This window comes from bacterium (assembly GCA_016124905.1).
In the GTDB taxonomy this organism is placed as follows: Bacteria; Pseudomonadota; Alphaproteobacteria; order Rickettsiales; family RI-342; genus RI-342.
In genome coordinates this window covers 71,519-88,290 of record WGMV01000002.1, presented here as the reverse complement: position 1 = coordinate 88,290, position 16,772 = coordinate 71,519, and the positions used below count along the sequence as shown (strand labels likewise).

Below are 16,772 nucleotides of genomic sequence, written 5' to 3'. Positions count from 1 at the left end.
ATTTCCTATATGATAGCATCGCATTTGACCATCCGCGCCCATACTCAGGTATTATAGAAAACAAGGCTGTCTCCACAATCATGGAGGCTGCTAATGCGTAATAACTCCTGGACCATTACCGAGATAGCAGATCACCTGGAAGATGCCGCCCGCACCTTGCACCGGCTTCCCAGCGTTAAAGTGCCAGGGCATTTTAGCAAATGGCCTCCCATTGTCCGCACGGCCTTTGAACAACTGCAAAGCGATAAACTGCCGACGCGCCTGGGGCCTCCCACACCGGAGGCCATCAGTCGCATGGAAAAGGCGCTGCAATGGCTGTGGTGGATTGATGATGAGCTAACGCGCAAGATTGTCTGGATGCGGGCAGAAAAAGTGCGCTGGAAAGTTATTTGCTGGCGCTTAGGCATGGGCAAAACGAAAGTCCGTGATATCTGGACCGGCGGTTTGCTCAAAATCTGCTTCAACCTGAATATGGAATCCGGACAGAAAAAGCCGGACCATTCAGTAGCGGACGAAACGGCCATTATTTAGTATTGTACTACATAGAATAGCGGACTCGTGCCTTGCGCGGTCCGCTTTTTTATTTCCAAACAAATTCAACGCCTAAAGAACGCGCTGGCCTTGCCGCGCGAAGGGATTGTATTGCCATCATGCAACCAGATATCGAAGAATATCGCCAATATGTTGATCGGTTTGATCTAAGCGAGGAGCAGAAGATCGAATTGATCCGCACTATATGGCTTATGATGCAAAGTTTCGTGGATACAGCCTTCGGCTACCATCCTGTGCAACTCTGCCTAAAGCAAGATTTACAGGCGATTCCAAGCGAGATAGAGTCTCATAACAACCAACTTTCCAAGAGCTTCAGCGCCAGCGCAGAAGGAGAATAATATGCAACAAAAAGCAGTAATTTATTGCCGTGTATCAGACCCAAAGCAAGTGACGGACGGACACGGACTTGAATCTCAGGAAACGCGCTGCCGCGAATTTGCCGAACGCAAAGGATATGATGTCGAGCAAGTCTTTCACGAAAGAGGTGTAACCGGCGCATTGCTAGAGCGTCGCAGTATGCAGGAAATGCTTCGTTTCTTGAAACAGAACAAGAAAGATATCTACGTTGTCATCATTGACGATATCAGCCGTCTTGCCCGCGATATTGAAACGCATATCAAGCTGCGTACTGCTATTGCCAACACGAAAGCAAAGCTGGAATCCCCATCCATTGAATTTGGAGAGGATTCAGACAGCCGCCTTGTAGAGCATCTTTTAGCATCCGTTGCCGCGCATCAGCGCGAAAAGAACGCTGAACAAGTCAAAAGCCGTATGCGGTCGCGTTTGCAGAATGGCTACTGGGTATTTCATGCGCCTGTGGGCTACAAATACGCAACCAAACCTGGTCACGGGAAAATGCTGGTCAGGAATGAACCGCTGGCTTCCATCTTGCAAGAAGCGATGGAAGGATTTGCTTCCGGTCGATTTGAAACATTGAGCGAATTAAAGCTATTTCTGGAATCCCATCCTGAATATCCAAAAAACGATAAAGGCGAAGTGCATTGTCAACGCATCCATGAGGTACTGGTTCGTGCTACCTACGCTGGATATATTGATTTGCCTGATTGGTCGGTCAGCTTTCGGGCCGCTCAGCATGAAGCGATTATCAGCTTTGAAACATGGCAACAGATTCAGGAGCGCCTGAAAGCTAACGCCAAGGCACCGGCGCGAAAAGACATTAACCTGGATTTTCCGCTGCGCGGCTTTGTTACATGCGCTTGCTGCGGCGATCCTATGACCTCCTGCTGGTCTAAGGGCAGGAATGGCAAATATCCTTATTATTACTGCCAGCATAAAACCTGTGACCTGTACGGCAAAACCATCCGCCGTGAGAAGCTTGAGGCTGAGTTTGAAGCATTGCTGATAAGCTTACAGCCCTCCCAGGACCTATTTGAGATGGCAACCGCTATGTTTAAGAAGCTGTGGGATGCCACTGCCAGCCGTCAGAAGGAAGAAAGCCAGGTATTAAAAATCCAGCTTCAAAAACTGGATCACAAAATCGGGCAATTTCTGGAACGGATTGTTGATACCAACAGTTCAACACTGATCGAAACCTATGAAGGCCAGATCAGAAAACTGGATAAAGAAAAAATCAGCATGAAGGAAAAAATCAAAAATTGTGGGCGTCCGATCAAGACCTTCGACGAAACTTATAGAACCGCTATAAATTTTCTCGGAAACCCGCATAAAATATGGGCTAATGGATGTTTAGAGGATAAGAGAAACGTCCTAAAACTCGTTTTCGCTGAGAAACTTCCATACCATCGAAATGAGGGATATAGAACCGCCGCAACCGCGCTGCCCTTCAGGGTTTTGATGGCGTTGCAGACAGATCATAAAGAGATGGTGCCCGCGGCCGGACTTGAACCGGCACTCCCTTACGGGAAACGGATTTTAAGTCCGCAGCGTCTACCATTCCGCCACGCGGGCAATCCACGACTTGTGGTGTAAGGGGCGGGAAGCGGTGCCTCAAGAGAAAATTTTCAAGCCTTTACCTTTCTTTAGTCTTTGCAGGCTATTGATGATTGTGCTATAGACCTACAAAACCTAGGGGGTAGTTGGCTATGAAACCTATATATATGGTATGTGCGGCCTTGCTGGCAGGCACCACGTTGGCAGGCGCAGCTCAGGCGAGCGAAGGCGCATTTCCCAAGTGGTATGTTGGCCTTGCCACCGGTTATACCAGCCAGATGGATGCCGATTACGGCACCAATTCCGAAGTCAGCTTCGACGGCGGTTACAATTTCTCGGCATCGCTCGGCTATCGCCCGGTGTCTGCTCCGTTCCTGCGATTGGAAGCGGAAGTGTTCCACAATAAAAACGACAATGATAAATTCACGGTGGGCGGTGTTGGCACGAACCTGAATGGTGATTTCGCCACTTCGGCCATCATGGCGAACCTGATGTTCGACTTCCATAACAGCAGCCGCTTCACGCCGTATCTCGGCTTCGGGGGCGGTGCCGCAACGGTGAAGCTGGACAGTGGCACGGGTAATGACGACGACAATGTGTGGGCCTACCAGTTCAAAGCCGGTGTTGCCTACTCGCCCGTTACGATGCCGAACCTGGACCTGACGCTGGGCTATCGCCTGCTGGGGACGACGGATGCCACCATCAATGGCGTGGATCTGGAAGGCATCATGTCGCACAGCGCAGAAGTGGGCGCACGCTTCAACTTCTAAAATTTAGTAGCATCTTGACGCACCCTGTGGTGTAGAAGTGATGAGCCGGATGGGCACGCTTCGTTACCACAGGGTGTTTTCATTTCGGCCGTTTGCATATCGGAGTGATGCATGCCCCAGGAAGCAGTGCAGGCCCATGGCGTGGGCGAAACGGACAGCGCTTTTTACCCCAACCAGGTGAATTACCGGCCGTTGACGCCGATATCCTTCCTTGAATGGGCCGCCACCGTGCACCCGGACCATGTGGCCCTGGTGGATGGCCAGGCCCAGTATGATTATGCCGAGCTTTATGAGCGCAGTTGCCGCCTGGCGGGTGCCCTGCATGCGCTGGGCGTGGAAGAAGGGCAGGTGGTGGGGGTGATGTCTCCCAACACAGCGATGATGGTGGAGGCGCATTATGCCATCCCCATGCTTGGGGCGGTGATTGCCACGATCAACCCCCGGCGCGATGTGGAGACGCTGGCCTATCTGCTGGGGCATAGCGAGGCGAACGTGGTGCTGGTGGATTACAGCTGCCTTGGCAGGCTGAATGAGGCGATCGCCTTGCTGGCGCGTCCGCCCGCGGTGATTGTGGCGGGGATGCCGAAGGCCAAGAAGGGCAAGAACACTAAAATTCGCGATTATGAGACATTTGTGATGAGCGGCTCGGCGAATTTTCGCGCGGTGGGCCCGCATGACGAGTGGCAGTCCATCGGGCTGAATTATACGCAGGGCACGGAAAGCGCGCCGAAGGGCGTTTTGTATCATCATCGCGGCGCGTATCTGGATACGCTGGCCAATGTCGTCAGCGGTGGCATGGGGCGTGACACGGTGTATCTGTGGACGCTGCCGATGTTCCGCGCCCACGGCTGGTGCCATGTATGGTCGGTGGCGGCGGTGGCAGGCACGCAGATCTGCCTGCCTTCGCTGGATGTGGTGGATGATATCATCGCGCTTATCAAGCACCATAAGGTGACGCATATGGGCGGCAAGCGTGGGCTGCTGGCCTGGCTGGCCGAGCGGGTGAAAGGCAAAAAACTATCCCAGCCGGTGGTGCTGGAGGTGGTGGATGACGGGTATAACCCTGCCGATATCGAGATTCTCAAGAAAGCCGGTTTCAAGATTACGCTGCTTTACGGCATGACGGAGACCTACGGCCCGGCGGCAATCTGCCAGTTCAGTGAGAATAAGCAGGAAGGGCTGCGTGCGCATACCTCGGCGCATTATCCCACGCTTGACCGGCTTGAGCTGATGCACCCGGACACGATGAAGCCCGTACCGCTGGACGGCAAAAGCGTGGGTGAGATCATGATCCGCGGTAATACGGTGTTCAAGGGCTATTACAAGGACCCGGCGGCGACGAAGCGCGCCTTCCGCGGGGGGATGTTCCATACGGGCGATATGGGGGTGATCCATCCGGACGGGCATGTGGAAATCACCACACGGCGCGGACAGGACAGCAAGCACGGTTTCAGCCTGCCCGCCTGGCTGGAGAAGCTGGAGGCGGAGGCATCCGAGCGGGCCATCCGTGCCGTGGTGCTGGAGATACCGGGTAATTTACGTCAAGATGATGTGCGCTATGCGTTGTTTGTGGATGCGGGCGACAGCGATATCAAAACCAAGAAATCCTTCCAGAAATGGCTCGATGAGCGATTGAAGGAAAGTGAGCGCGACATGCTGGCGCTGCATATGGTGAATGAAATTCCCCTGACGGAAGACGGGGATGTGATGCGCTATCGCTTGCTGGATCACTTGAGGTAGATATGGAATATCGTGAATTAGGACGGACTGGCCTGAAGGTCAGCGCCATTTGCCTGGGCACCATGACCTGGGGCGAGCAGAACACGGAAGCCGAAGCACACCAGCAGATGGATTACGCGCTGGAGCGCGGGGTGAATTTCTGGGATGCCGCCGAGATGTATCCCGTGCCGCCGAAGGCGGAGACGCAGGGGCGCACCGAGCAATATATCGGCAGCTGGCTAGCGAAAAGCGGTAAGCGCGATAAGGTGATCATCGCTACTAAAGTTACCGGACGCAGCCAGGGGTTTGAGTATCTTGGCCGGGGTGAGACGCGGTTGAGCCGCGCGCATATCAAATTAGCGGTGGAGAATAACCTGAAGCGGCTGCGGACGGATTATATCGACCTGTACCAAATGCACTGGCCGGACCGGACGACCAATTATTTCGGCCAGCTTGGCTACCGGCATGTGGAAGATAAGGATGTCATCGATCTGGAGGAGAGCCTTGGGGCGATGGCAGAGCTGATGGCGGAAGGGAAAATCCGCCATGTGGGGCTTTCCAACGAAACGCCGTGGGGCGTGATGCATGCGTTGAAGCTGGCGGAGACAAAAGGGCTGCCGCGCGTGGCTTCGGTGCAGAACCCGTATAACCTGCTCAACCGCAGTTACGAGGTGGGGCTGGCGGAAGTGTCCATCCGCGAGCAGTGCGGGCTGCTGGCTTATTCGCCGCTGGCATTCGGCGTGCTTTCGGGGAAATACCTGAACGGGCAACGGCCGCCGAAGGGGCGCATCACGCTGTTTGCGAGGTTTCAGCGCTACAATAACCCGCTGGCGGAAAAAGCGACGGCGGCTTACGCGGCGATTGCCAAAAAGCACGGGCTGGACATGGCGCAAATGGCGCTGGCCTATGTGACGCAGCAGCCGTTTGTGACGAGCAACATCATTGGCGCGACGACGATGGAGCAGCTGAAGAGTAATGTCGACAGCATGGACCTGCGCTTGAGCCCCGAAGTGCTACAAGATATTGAGGTTGTACAGGTTCAAATACCTAACCCTTGTCCTTAAGTGATTGAAATGCTAGTTTGCACTCCATCAAGAAACAGGTGAGGGGCGTATGAAACTAGCTGTTCTTCGTGAGCGAAAAGCCGGAGAAAAACGCGTCGCCGCCACGCCGGAGACCATCAAGAAATACATCGCGCTGGGTTGCAGCGTGACGGTGGAGGCCGGGGCCGGAGAGGGTTCCAGCATCAGCGATGAGGCGTTCAAGGCGACAGGCGCCAGCATCGGCAGCGCCAAGGGTGCGGATATTATACTGGCGGTGCAGAAGCCGGATGCGTCGCAGGTTTCAGCCGGGGCATTGTTGATTGCGCTGCTATCGCCGCTGGAAAATCCCGGTATTGCGGCAGAATATGCGAAGCTGGGGGTGAATGCCTATGCGATGGAGATGATTCCGCGCATTTCACGCGCGCAGGCGATGGATGCGCTTTCCTCGCAGAGCAACCTTGCGGGTTATAAGGCGGTGGTGGATGCGGCCAGCATGCAGGGGCGCGCATTGCCTATGATGATGACGGCGGCAGGAACGGTGGCGCCGTGCAAGCTGCTGGTGCTGGGCGCCGGTGTGGCGGGGCTGCAGGCGATTGCAACCGGGCGCAGGCTTGGGGCGGTGGTGTCTGCCTTTGATGTGCGGCCTGCGGTGAAGGAGCAGGTGCAAAGCCTGGGGGCCAGTTTTGTGGATGTGCCGGCCGACCCGAATGAATCGGCCGAGACGAGCGGCGGTTATGCGAAAGAGATGAGCGCGGGCTATCAGAAGCGCCAGAAGGATGCGCTGCTGCAGGCGGTGCAGGGCGTGGATATTATTGTGACTACGGCGCTGATTCCCGGCAAGCCTGCGCCGAAGCTGATCAGCAAGGAGATGGTGGCGGCGATGGCGCCGGGCGGCATCATCATGGACCTGGCCGCGCCGGCTGGGGGTAACTGCGAAGTGACGCAGCCGGGCAAGGTGATTACCCACGGAACTGTCACGGTTGTGGGGGAGTTGAACATGGCCTCGCGCGTGGCGGTGGATGCATCACGGCTTTATGCGAAGAACATTCAGAACCTTTTGCAACTTATTTTAAAGAAAGAAGAAAAAGGCACTGTGCTTAACCTGAATCTGGAAGACCAGATCATCAAGGATGCGTTGCTGACGCTGGATGGCAAGGTGCTGCAGGAGCGGTTTGCCCATGCCAAGATGGAGGCGCCGAAGGCTGTGGATAAGTCTGTGACTGCTGCCAAAAAGGCGGCTCCTGCCAAAAAGGCACCAGCGGTAAAGGCCAAACCCGTGAAAGCTAAGGCGGCGGTGAAGGTTGCGGCGAAATCTACCAAGAAAAAAGGGAGATAGGCATGAATATGGATGAGGTGAGTCAACAGGCGGGGGCCTTGGCGGATCAGGCCAGGAACCTGGCCGAGCAGGCATCGATGATCTCCTCTCAGCAGGCGTTCATGGCGGGGCCGAGCATGTTTGTGATCAGCCTCACGATTTTTGTGCTGGCCTGTTTCGTTGGCTATTACGTGGTGTGGAAGGTGACGCCCGCGCTGCATACGCCGCTGATGGCGGTGACCAATGCGATTTCGGGCATCATCATTGTGGGGGCGATGATTGCGGCGGGCATGAAACATGTGGACGTGGGCGGTGAGTCGCTTTCCGGCACGCTGGGCTTCTGGGCGGTGCTTCTGGCATCCATCAATATCTTCGGCGGTTTCTTAGTTACGCAGCGTATGTTGCAGATGTTCAAGAAAAAAGCGGTGGCGGACACCAAAGGCAAAGGGGCGTAGCATGGTCAATTTCATTGCACTGGCCTATCTGCTTTCAGGGGTGTTGTTCATCTTATCGCTGAAGGGGTTGAGCTCACCCGCGGCGGCGCGTCGTGGAAACCTGTACGGCATGGCGGGGATGGGCATTGCTATCCTTACCACGCTGCTGATCCCGAGCGTGCAGAGCTATGGAATGATGTTTTTTGCCATCATCATCGGCGGGACGATTGGGGCCATTACGGCGGCGAGGATTGCCATGACGGCGATGCCGCAGCTGGTGGCTGCATTCCATTCGCTGGTGGGGCTGGCGGCAGTGCTGGTGGCGAGCGCGGCTTATTTCGCACCGGCATCCTACGGCATTGCGGAGGCTGGCAGTATTTTCATCAGCAGCCGTATTGAGATGGCGCTTGGGGTGTTTATCGGGGCGATTACCTTCACCGGGTCGGTGATTGCGTTTGGTAAGCTGCAGGGGTTGATTTCGGGCAAGCCGCTGCGTTTTATTGGGCAGCATAAGCTGAATGCCATGCTGGGGCTTGGCTCGCTTGGCGTGCTGATTCTGTTTGTGATGACGCAGCAGCCCTTGTTCTTTCTGGTGCTGATTGCGCTGGGGCTGGCGCTGGGCGTGCTGCTGATCATGCCGATCGGCGGGGCGGACATGCCGGTGGTGGTGTCAATGCTCAATTCCTATTCCGGCTGGGCGGCGGCGGGCATCGGGTTTACGCTGCATAATCATTTGCTGATTATCACTGGTGCGCTGGTGGGGGCGAGCGGGGCGATCCTCAGTTACATCATGTGCAAGGCGATGAACCGTTCCATTGTTAATGTGCTGTTGGGCGGGTTTGGTGCCACGGCGGCGGCTGGCGCGGCAGCCGCGCATGAAGACCGCAACGTGAAAAGCGGCAGCGCGGATGACGCGGCCTTTATCATGAAGAATGCGCGTTCGGTCATCGTGGTGCCGGGCTATGGCATGGCGGTGGCGCAGGCGCAGCATGCCGTGCGCGAGATGGCGCAGGAACTGGAGAAGGCGGGCGTGCAGGTGCGTTATGCCATCCACCCGGTGGCGGGGCGCATGCCGGGGCATATGAACGTGCTGCTGGCCGAGGCGAACGTGCCCTATGACCAGGTGTTTGAGCTGGAGGAGATCAACCGTGATTTCGCCAATACGGATGTGGTGTATGTGATCGGGGCGAATGACATCACCAACCCGGCGGCGAAGAGCGATCCGGCCAGCCCGATTTACGGGATGCCAATTTTGGAAGTGGAGAAGGCGGCGACGGTGCTGTTCATCAAGCGCGGGATGTCTGCTGGTTATGCGGGGGTGGAGAATGAGCTGTTCTTCCGCGATAACACGATGATGCTGTTTGGCGATGCGAAGAAGATGACCGAGGAAGTGGTGAAAGCGCTTCAACATTTGTAATTAATTAGGATTATGATGATTGATTCACTTGAAATTTGTGCAGGTGCTGGAGGTCAGGCTTTAGGGCTTGAAAGAGCAGGATTTAGCCATGTTGGTTTGGTGGAAATTGAACATCAGGCATGCCAGACATTAACTTTAAATCGTCCGAACTGGAATGTGGTTCAGGGGGATCTAAAGGCGTTTGATGGAAGAGGGTATAAAGGAATTGCTCTTTTGTCTGGTGGTGTTCCTTGCCCGCCTTTTTCTATGGCTGGTAAACAATTGGGTCGGGAAGATGAGAGGGATTTGTTTCCTGAGGCTTTAAGGTTGGTAGATGAGTGTCGTCCTAAAGTAGTGATGCTTGAGAATGTTAGAGGATTGCTGGATTCGTGCTTTGATGATTATCGGGCAAAGCTTCTGTATTCGTTGAGTAAGCTGGGTTATGTTGCTGAATGGCGGTTGATGAATGCATCGGACTTTGGTGTGCCTCAATTAAGACCCAGGGTGGTTATTGTTGCTATACAAAAAAATTTATCAGATTGTTTTGTATGGCCAGAGTATCTTTTGGATCGCCCACCTACTGTTGGCGAAGCGCTTTTTGACTTAATGATTGAAAATGGCTGGAAAGGTGCGAAGCGCTGGCGTGAGATTGCGTGTGATATTGCGCCAACATTAGTTGGTGGGAGTAAAAAGCATGGCGGCCCTGATCTGGGGCCAACCAGAGCAAAAAAAGCTTGGGCCTCTATAGGAGTGGATGGGCATGGTATTGCAGATTCAGCTCCTGCTGCAGATTTTGTAGGCACACCGCGGCTTACAGTAAAAATGGCAGCTAGAATACAAGGCTTCTCAGATGATTGGTGTATTTCTGGTAAAAAAACAGCTGCTTATAGGCAGGTTGGAAATGCTTTTCCTCCTCCCGTTGCCGAAGCGGTTGGCCGACAGATTCGGCGTGCCTTGGAAATAGCTGCATCTCGATATAACCGTAAAAGTGCGTAGTATGGAAAGTGTGAGCCGTCAAAAAGGAGCGAGGGCTAAGTTAAGAGCACATTTTCTTGCTAATTTAGGCCGGGTTATGAAGGCCGATGAATTGAGAGAAGTCGCTGGAAATATTAGCGAATGGGCTAGGCGAGTACGTGAGTTGCGTACAGAAGAAGGATATTTAATTCTTACCCATAATGACAGGAGTGAGCTTAAACCTGGAGAGTATTTGCTTGAAACACCGAAACCTCAGCCTGCATTTGAGCGTGCTATTTCAAAAGAAACAAGAGCATACGTCTTAGATAGAAATGGTTTTACATGTCAAATGTGCGGTGCGGTGGCTGGTGAGCCACATCCATATGATCCTACTAGAAAAACGCGACTTCATATTGGTCATATTATCGATAAAAGCAAAGGCGGTGCCGATGATTCTGGCAATTTGCGTGCAATATGTTCAGTTTGTAATGAAGGTGCGCAAAATGCAACCTTAGTTAGGCCAGATTTAAAACAGCTGCTTATTCAATTGAGGCGAGCATCTACAGCTGACCAGCTGGAAGCCTTAAAATGGCTTATTTCTAAATTTCCGCTTCAAGCAGAAGAGAAATTAAAAACTAGAGATTTGTAGTAAATAATAAAAAAGCCGGGCGATTGCCCGGCTTTTCTTTTGGATAAAGTCCTAACGATTTAGGATTCTTTTTCCTTGCGCTTGCGCTCAATTTTGCGCCAGCGGCGGAGAGCTTCGGCCTGTTCACGAACGCGCTTTTCAGACGGCTTTTCGTGGTGGCGACGCATTTTCATCTCGCGGAAGACGCCTTCGCGTTGCATTTTCTTCTTCAATGCACGCAGCGCCTGGTCGACGTTGTTATCGTGTACGCTAACTTCAACCAAGGTAAATACCCCCTTCCGGCGAATTTCTAGAATGACAAGGACTCGCTTGATAGCAACATGCATGGTAATATGCAAATGTTAAATATCCGGGACACGAGCCGTAAGGATAGAAAAATGAAGGAATTAGCGGAAGAAAAGGCCAGATTTCTTGATGCTTTGTGCGCAGAGGTGCCTTTTAGCGGCTGGAGCCGGGAGAGCATGAAACGCGCCGGGGAGGCCTCCGGGGTTGATGAATTCACCCAATATCGGCTGTTTCCCGGTGGTGAAAGCGAGGCGCTGGAGGCGTTTCAGGAGATGCTGGATGAGGCGATGGTGGCGGCTATTCATGCGGATAAGGAGTGGGCGAAGCGAAAAATCCGCGACAAGATCGCCCAGGCGGTGCTGTACCGGCTGGGGGCGATATCGGCCTATAAGGAAGTGATCCGCCGCGCGGTGGCCTATTACAGCCTGCCGACCCACTGGGCGGAGGCGACCAAGCGGCTGTATAAAACCGTGGATGCCATGTGGTATGAGGCGGGCGATACGGCGACGGATTATAATTTTTACACCAAGCGGCTGCTGCTGGCGGGGGTTTATAGCAGCACGCTGATGGTGTGGCTGGAAGACCAGAGCGAGGATGCGGAGGAAACGAGGGAGTTTCTGATGCGGCGCATCGATAATGTGATGAGCATCAATAAGCTGAAGGCGAAGCTGCCGGGGTTTATGCAGATGGGGCGGAATAAGTAAGGCCATGAGGGATGGCACCTGGATTCCCGGGTCGCTTCGCGCCCGAGAATGACGGCTTTATCTAGCCTCAAGCCTTGCTAGGAAAGCTAAGAAGCGGTGATGGCGGCTAGAGCAGTTCCGTCACGTGGCCCATTTTGCGGCTGGGTTTGGCTTCATGTTTGCCGTAGAGGTGCCATTTGGCGCTGGGGTTTTTCAGCCAGGTTTCCCATTCGTTGATGTTATCGCCCAGCAGATTGGTCATGCGGGCGGGGCGGAGAATGGAGACATCGCCCAGCGGGAGGTTGCAGACGGCGCGGATATGCTGCTCGAACTGGCTGGTGACGCAGGCATCCAGTGTCCAATGGCCGGAATTATGCGGGCGGGGCGCCATTTCATTGACCAGGATGTCGCCCGTTTCGGTGACGAACATTTCCACGGCCAGGATGCCTTCGAGTTCCACGGCATCGGCAATGGTGAGGGCGATTTCCTGCGCGCGTTTCTCCACATGGTCGGGAATGCCCGCGGGTACGATGCTCTGATGCAGGATGTGGTGGCGGTGGATGTTGTGGGCGATGGGGAAGCACTTGGTCTCGTGCCGGTTGCGGGCCACGATGGCAGAGATCTCGCGCTCGAACTTCACCATGCCTTCAAGGATGGCATGGCGCTGGCCGATGGTGTTCCAGGCTTCCTCGGCTTCCGTGATATGTTTGATGGTGGCCTGGCCCTTGCCGTCATAGCCTGATTCGGAGCTTTTCAAAATGGCGGGGGTGCCGATGGTTTTCAGGGCTTCCAGCAGGATCGGCAGGTTGTTGACCTCCGCGAAGGGGGCGGTGGCGATGTTGAGGGACTGGAAGAATTGCTTCTCGCGCAGACGATGCTGACTGATGTGGAGCAGTCGCCAGCCGGGGCGCATGGGGCGCAGGTTGGCAAGGAAGCCGACCGTGTCGGCGGGGATATTCTCAAATTCCAGGGTGATGAGGTCCACGCTTTCGGCAAAGCGCTGCAGGGCTTCGTGGTCGTCATAGGCGGCGGCGGTGCCGAAACGGGCGACCTCGAAAGCGGGTTCATCCGCCTGAGGGGAATAGATGTGACAGTGATAGCCCATACGGGCGGCGGCCATGGCGGACATGCGGCCCAACTGGCCGCCACCGAGAATGCCGATGGTGCCGCCGGGTTTCAGCATATTATTTGGACGAGGGATGGAGGGCGACGCTTTCCGTCTGCTTCGCACGCCAGGATTTGAGTTTGGTGGAGAGCGCTTTGTCGTTCAGCGCCAGGATGGAGGCAGCAAGAAGGGCTGCGTTTTTGGCGCCCGCCTCACCGATGGCCAGCGTGCCGACGGGGACGCCGCCGGGCATCTGCACGATGGAAAGGAGACTGTCCATGCCGCTGAGGGCCTTGCTTTGCACGGGCACGCCGAGCACGGGCAAATGGGTGAGGGAGGCGACCATGCCCGGCAGATGGGCAGCGCCGCCGGCACCGGCGATGATGGTTTTCACGCCGTTTTCTTCGGCTTTCTGGGCAAATTCCACCATGCGCAGGGGGGTGCGGTGGGCGGAGACGATGCTGCTTTCAAAGCTCACGCCGAGCTCTTCCAGTATTTTGGCGGCGTGGGAGAGGGTTTCCCAGTCGCTTTGACTGCCCATGATAATGGCGACGTCGCTCATGTGGAAGGACTCCGAAATGTGAGGGAGGTCTTATACCGAGTTTATACGGCCTAGGCAATGATATCGGGCGTAAGCTGCGAGCGCAGGCGGGCGATTTCGTCCTTCAGGGCCAGTTTTTCCTTTTTCAGGCGCTGGATGGTCAGCATGTCCGGCACGGCCTGGGACATGAGATCATCGATTTTCAGATCCACGCGACGGTGCTGAGCTACGGCGTGGTCGAGTTCTTTTTGTATTTCCTTATCTACCTGACCCACGTGAGTACCCTTAAATATGCTGAAGCTGGCATTATTACGGCTGAATTCTTTCCAGCCGATTAATGGAGACGTGTGTTTTATGCAATAGCCCTTTGCTCCGATGGAACGTGTTGAGAGGAAGAAACGGGCTGTTGCTTCTTAAGTGGCTCGCTTTGCTCATATACTAAATCGGCAGATGCGACCGGTCGCGGTAGGTGAGCATGGCCAGCCCGCCACACAGGGCGGCCAGCATGATGTAGGCCGCCAGCGCGCCGATGCCGTAATGGTTCATGAGCCAGAGACTGACGATGGGCGCAGTGCCGCCGAAACTGGCTGCGGCGATGTTATAGGCCAGCGACATGCCCGTGCAACGCACACGGGTGCTGAAGAGCTCCACCAGCAGAGCGGGCACGGGGCCGAGTTGAAGGCCGACCATGGCACAAAAAATAAGCTGGGCGATGGTGACCTGCATGACATCGCCCTGCTGCATCCACTGCATGAGCGGGTAACTGAACAGCAAAAACAGGACAGGTGGAATCAGCAGGGTTTTGCGGCGGGTGAAGCGGTCCGACAGCCAGCCGGAAAGGGGGACCATCAGCAGCATGGAGAACATGCAGAGGCTGTTGATGGTGATGGCCTGTTTCATGTCCAGGCCGAGATGGTCCTTATTGAACCCGATGAAATAAACGCAGCCCATGTAAAAGGGCATGGTGACGAGGAAATAGACGCCCACACCCTGGAGCAGGGGTTTGATATGCCGGGTGAGGACCTCGGTCAGCGGGCGTTCGGAAAGGAGGCCTTCGGCAAGGGCTTGTTCGTAGACGGGGCTTTCGTCGCACTGGTGGCGGATGTAGAAACCAGCCAGGCCGATGAAGATGCCGAGGATGAAAGGAATGCGCCAGCCCCAGCTTTCAAAGCTTTCGGTGGGCATGAGTTCGATAAAGAACCAGGCGACGAGGGAACCGGCAAGAAAGCCAAGCACGAGGCTGGCCATGGCGGCGCTGCCGACGAGGCCGCGTTTTTCCGTGGGGCCGTGTTCCACCATGTAGGTGATGGCGCCGCTGAATTCCCCGCCGAGGGAAAGGCCCTGGATGATGCGGATGAGCGTGAGTAGGACAGGCGCGAGTAGGCCGATCTGCGCATAGGTGGGCATGAGGCCGATGGCGCCGCTGCAGGCGGCCATCAGTAGGATGGAAAGGGTCAGCGCCTTTCGGCGGCCATAGCGGTCCCCCAGCCAGCCGAAAAGGATGCCACCGAAGGGGCGGGCAATGAAACCGGCGGCAAAGGCGCCGTAGGTGGCCATCAATTGCAAGGTGGCGTCTTCACCCGGGAAGAAGAGCCTGCCGAGGATGACGGCCATTTGGCCGTAAAGAGCGTAGTCATACCATTCCAGCCCGTTGCCGATCATGCCTGAGAGCAGGGTTTTGCGAAGGGAGGAGGGCTGGCTCATCGGCGACGGTTGCTGCTGCTGCCGGAGAGCGAGCCGAGCAGGCCGCGCATCAGTTCGCGCCCGACGCTGCGGGCGACCTGGGTGGCCAGGCTGCGGGCGGCGGAGGTGGCGATCTGCTCCAGCGGTTTCTGCCAGGGGCTGGCCGGTGCGGATGTGCCGCGTGCGGTGACGGCCGGGGCGGCCTGCTGGGCACGGGCGGCAAGTCGCTCGTAGGCGGATTCGCGGTCGTTGGCGATTTCGTAGATGGAGAAATAGGGGCTTTGCTGGCGCATGGCCTGTTTGACGCCCGGGGCTGCGGGGCCGACGGTGGAAAGCGGCGGCAGCACGGTGCAGGTTTCCACCGGCTGCGGCGCGCCATCGGGGCCAAGGGTGGAAACCAGCGCCACGCCGACGGGCAGGGAGGTCAGGGCTTCCATCAGGTTGATTTCCGGATTGGGACGGAAGGTGGCAGCGGTTTTTTTGACCGATTCGGCATCCTTGGGCGTGAAGGCGCGCATGGCGTGCTGTACGCGGTTGCCGAGCTGGGCGAGGATGGCATCGGGCACATCGTCGGGGATTTGCGTGACGAAATACACGCCGACGCCCTTGGAGCGGATGATGCGCACGACCTGCTCGATCTTCTGAATGAGGGCGGGAGGCGTGTCGCGAAAGAGGAGATGGGCCTCATCGAAGAAGAGGGCCATTTTGGGTTTGGCGAGATCGCCGGCTTCGGGCAGGTTTTCGAACAGTTCGGCCAGGAGCCAGAGCAGGCTGGTGGCATACATGGCCGGTTTATTGACCAGGCTGCTGGCATCCAGCACGTGGATGTAGCCTTCGCCGGTGGGGGCGGCGCGGAGCAGGTCCATCACGTTGAGCGCGGGTTCGCCGAAGAAGGCGTCGCCGCCTTCGGACTTGAGCGGCATAAGCTGGCGCTGGATGGCGGCGACCGTTGCTTTGGCGGGGATGCTTGCCTGGGAGCCGACTTCCTTGAAATTCTCGATGATGTAGGCGGTCATCGCCTCCATGTCCTTAAGGTCGATGAGGGCGAGGCCTTCTTTGTCGGACAGATTGAAAATGGAATAGAGGGAGTTGAACTGCGCCTCCGACAGGTTGAGCAGCTTGGCGAGCAGAAGCGGGCCCAGCTCCGTCATGGTGGTGCGTAGCGGATGGCCCTCTTTGCCAAACACATCCCAGAACACGGTGGGGTAACCACGGAAAGGGTAGTTGGTGATGCTGAGGGATTCCAGGCGTTTGGCCACGGGAGGCGTCATGCCGCCGGGCTGGCTGATGCCGGAGAATTCGCCCTTGATATCGGTGATGAAGACGGGCACGCCGGCGGCGGAGAATTGCTTCGCCATGCGCTGAAGCGTCACCGTTTTGCCGGTGCCGGTGGCGCCTGCAATGAGGCCGTGACGGTTGGCGAAGCGCAGCGGCAGGGTGATGGGGTTTTTATCATTGTCGTAGCCGAAGAGGATTTCTTCCGCCGTGGCGGGGGAGGTGGCAAGCGCGGCCTGTGTCATTCGGTCTGTTCCTGTGTATGATCTCCATCGTGTTTACATGGTCTTACATGCTTCGGCAAACATCGTTTTTTCCAACATAAACGGAGGTGGGGCCGTTATATTGGAGCAAAGTTTCAGGCTGGTTGTTCATATGCTTGTGTTGAGAGGGATGGGCTGTATCTAGTGGTGGAAATGAACGGGCGAGCCAACGCAGGCAGCCGGATGTAAACCAT

General features: G+C 56.0%; 17 protein-coding genes, 1 tRNA gene and 1 pseudogene. 12 read left to right on the top strand and 7 right to left on the bottom strand.

Going from position 1 to position 16,772, the window contains the following annotated elements; all coding sequences use genetic code 11:
* Positions 1–93 precede the first annotated feature (93 nt).
* From GC177_00495 to GC177_00485, 3 genes and pseudogenes are all read left to right on the top strand, one after another.
* The gene (locus tag GC177_00495; protein MBI1274435.1) at positions 94–531 is read left to right on the top strand and encodes a hypothetical protein; all 438 of its coding nucleotides are present in this window, start codon (positions 94–96) and stop codon (positions 529–531) included.
* Between the two features lie 119 nt (positions 532–650).
* Positions 651–890, top strand: coding sequence for a hypothetical protein (locus GC177_00490; GenBank protein ID MBI1274434.1), 240 nt, complete (start codon positions 651–653; stop codon positions 888–890).
* Between the two features lie 433 nt (positions 891–1,323).
* Positions 1,324–1,911: pseudogene (locus GC177_00485) on the top strand (recombinase).
* A gap of 484 nt (positions 1,912–2,395) precedes the next feature.
* Here the strand turns inward: GC177_00485 and GC177_00480 are convergent.
* Positions 2,396–2,481: transfer RNA gene (locus tag GC177_00480), tRNA-Leu, on the bottom strand.
* A gap of 134 nt (positions 2,482–2,615) precedes the next feature.
* Here GC177_00480 and GC177_00475 point away from each other — a divergent pair.
* The 8 genes from GC177_00475 (at position 2,616) to GC177_00440 (ending at position 10,743) form a co-directional block, all read left to right on the top strand.
* Entirely contained in the window at positions 2,616–3,233 is a 618-nt protein-coding gene (locus GC177_00475) for an outer membrane beta-barrel protein (protein MBI1274433.1), read from the top strand.
* Positions 3,234–3,344: 111 nt separating this feature from the next.
* Positions 3,345–4,973, top strand: coding sequence for an AMP-binding protein (locus GC177_00470; GenBank protein MBI1274432.1), 1,629 nt, complete (start codon positions 3,345–3,347; stop codon positions 4,971–4,973).
* A 2-nt stretch (positions 4,974–4,975) separates the two neighbouring features.
* Complete coding sequence (locus GC177_00465) at positions 4,976–6,016, top strand: NADP(H)-dependent aldo-keto reductase (protein ID MBI1274431.1); 1,041 nt, start codon at positions 4,976–4,978, stop codon at positions 6,014–6,016.
* 49 nt (positions 6,017–6,065) lie between these two features.
* A complete protein-coding gene (locus GC177_00460; GenBank protein ID MBI1274430.1) occupies positions 6,066–7,331 on the top strand; it encodes a Re/Si-specific NAD(P)(+) transhydrogenase subunit alpha in 1,266 nt (421 codons plus the stop codon).
* A gap of 2 nt (positions 7,332–7,333) precedes the next feature.
* The gene (locus GC177_00455; protein MBI1274429.1) at positions 7,334–7,765 is read left to right on the top strand and encodes an NAD(P) transhydrogenase subunit alpha; all 432 of its coding nucleotides are present in this window, start codon (positions 7,334–7,336) and stop codon (positions 7,763–7,765) included.
* A 1-nt stretch (position 7,766) separates the two neighbouring features.
* Positions 7,767–9,161 carry an NAD synthetase gene (locus GC177_00450; protein ID MBI1274428.1) on the top strand — a complete coding sequence of 465 codons (1,395 nt, stop codon included), beginning with the start codon at positions 7,767–7,769 and terminating at the stop codon, positions 9,159–9,161.
* Between the two features lie 12 nt (positions 9,162–9,173).
* A complete protein-coding gene (dcm, locus tag GC177_00445) occupies positions 9,174–10,136 on the top strand; it encodes a DNA (cytosine-5-)-methyltransferase (GenBank protein MBI1274427.1) in 963 nt (320 codons plus the stop codon).
* Between the two features lie 76 nt (positions 10,137–10,212).
* A complete protein-coding gene (locus tag GC177_00440; protein MBI1274426.1) occupies positions 10,213–10,743 on the top strand; it encodes an HNH endonuclease in 531 nt (176 codons plus the stop codon).
* A gap of 59 nt (positions 10,744–10,802) precedes the next feature.
* Here GC177_00440 and rpsU read toward each other — a convergent pair whose 3' ends face one another.
* On the bottom strand, positions 10,803–11,069 hold the full coding sequence (gene rpsU / locus GC177_00435; protein ID MBI1274425.1) for a 30S ribosomal protein S21: 267 nt from the start codon (positions 11,067–11,069) through the stop codon (positions 10,803–10,805).
* Between rpsU and GC177_00430 the strand changes: the two genes are divergently transcribed.
* Positions 11,064–11,732, top strand: a complete 669-nt coding sequence (locus tag GC177_00430; GenBank protein ID MBI1274424.1) for a COQ9 family protein — start codon at positions 11,064–11,066, stop codon at positions 11,730–11,732. The two genes, rpsU and GC177_00430, sit on opposite strands and share 6 nt — an antisense overlap.
* Positions 11,733–11,838: 106 nt before the next feature.
* Here the strand turns inward: GC177_00430 and GC177_00425 are convergent, their stop codons facing one another.
* From GC177_00425 to GC177_00405, 5 genes are all read right to left on the bottom strand, one after another.
* Positions 11,839–12,894, bottom strand: coding sequence for a 5-(carboxyamino)imidazole ribonucleotide synthase (locus GC177_00425; GenBank protein ID MBI1274423.1), 1,056 nt, complete (start codon positions 12,892–12,894; stop codon positions 11,839–11,841).
* A gap of 1 nt (position 12,895) precedes the next feature.
* Positions 12,896–13,378 carry a 5-(carboxyamino)imidazole ribonucleotide mutase gene (gene purE / locus GC177_00420; GenBank protein MBI1274422.1) on the bottom strand — a complete coding sequence of 161 codons (483 nt, stop codon included), beginning with the start codon at positions 13,376–13,378 and terminating at the stop codon, positions 12,896–12,898.
* 50 nt (positions 13,379–13,428) lie between these two features.
* The gene (locus GC177_00415) at positions 13,429–13,632 is read right to left on the bottom strand and encodes a DUF465 domain-containing protein (GenBank protein ID MBI1274421.1); all 204 of its coding nucleotides are present in this window, start codon (positions 13,630–13,632) and stop codon (positions 13,429–13,431) included.
* 163 nt (positions 13,633–13,795) lie between these two features.
* Positions 13,796–15,061 (bottom strand): MFS transporter, encoded by a 1,266-nt coding sequence (locus tag GC177_00410; GenBank protein ID MBI1274420.1) that lies wholly within the window; start codon positions 15,059–15,061, stop codon positions 13,796–13,798.
* Complete coding sequence (locus tag GC177_00405; GenBank protein MBI1274419.1) at positions 15,058–16,560, bottom strand: DUF853 family protein; 1,503 nt, start codon at positions 16,558–16,560, stop codon at positions 15,058–15,060. Before GC177_00405 ends, GC177_00410 begins: the two co-directional genes overlap by 4 nt.
* Positions 16,561–16,772: the final 212 nt, after the last annotated feature.

What these genes read in the sequence shown, in the direction of transcription:
- GC177_00425 (MBI1274423.1), bottom strand. Translation starts at nt 12,894, where the DNA reads ATGCTGAAACCCGGCGGCACCATCGGCATTCTCGGTGGCGGCCAGTTG.
- GC177_00465 (MBI1274431.1), top strand. Translation starts at nt 4,976, where the DNA reads ATGGAATATCGTGAATTAGGACGGACTGGCCTGAAGGTCAGCGCCATT.
- GC177_00460 (MBI1274430.1), top strand. Translation starts at nt 6,066, where the DNA reads ATGAAACTAGCTGTTCTTCGTGAGCGAAAAGCCGGAGAAAAACGCGTC.
- GC177_00455 (MBI1274429.1), top strand. Translation starts at nt 7,334, where the DNA reads ATGAATATGGATGAGGTGAGTCAACAGGCGGGGGCCTTGGCGGATCAG.
- GC177_00430 (MBI1274424.1), top strand. Translation starts at nt 11,064, where the DNA reads ATGCATGGTAATATGCAAATGTTAAATATCCGGGACACGAGCCGTAAG.
- GC177_00470 (MBI1274432.1), top strand. Translation starts at nt 3,345, where the DNA reads ATGCCCCAGGAAGCAGTGCAGGCCCATGGCGTGGGCGAAACGGACAGC.
- purE (MBI1274422.1), bottom strand. Translation starts at nt 13,378, where the DNA reads ATGAGCGACGTCGCCATTATCATGGGCAGTCAAAGCGACTGGGAAACC.
- GC177_00410 (MBI1274420.1), bottom strand. Translation starts at nt 15,061, where the DNA reads ATGAGCCAGCCCTCCTCCCTTCGCAAAACCCTGCTCTCAGGCATGATC.
- GC177_00495 (MBI1274435.1), top strand. Translation starts at nt 94, where the DNA reads ATGCGTAATAACTCCTGGACCATTACCGAGATAGCAGATCACCTGGAA.
- GC177_00475 (MBI1274433.1), top strand. Translation starts at nt 2,616, where the DNA reads ATGAAACCTATATATATGGTATGTGCGGCCTTGCTGGCAGGCACCACG.
- rpsU (MBI1274425.1), bottom strand. Translation starts at nt 11,069, where the DNA reads ATGCATGTTGCTATCAAGCGAGTCCTTGTCATTCTAGAAATTCGCCGG.
- GC177_00440 (MBI1274426.1), top strand. Translation starts at nt 10,213, where the DNA reads ATGAAGGCCGATGAATTGAGAGAAGTCGCTGGAAATATTAGCGAATGG.
- GC177_00490 (MBI1274434.1), top strand. Translation starts at nt 651, where the DNA reads ATGCAACCAGATATCGAAGAATATCGCCAATATGTTGATCGGTTTGAT.
- dcm (MBI1274427.1), top strand. Translation starts at nt 9,174, where the DNA reads ATGATGATTGATTCACTTGAAATTTGTGCAGGTGCTGGAGGTCAGGCT.
- GC177_00405 (MBI1274419.1), bottom strand. Translation starts at nt 16,560, where the DNA reads ATGACACAGGCCGCGCTTGCCACCTCCCCCGCCACGGCGGAAGAAATC.
- GC177_00450 (MBI1274428.1), top strand. Translation starts at nt 7,767, where the DNA reads ATGGTCAATTTCATTGCACTGGCCTATCTGCTTTCAGGGGTGTTGTTC.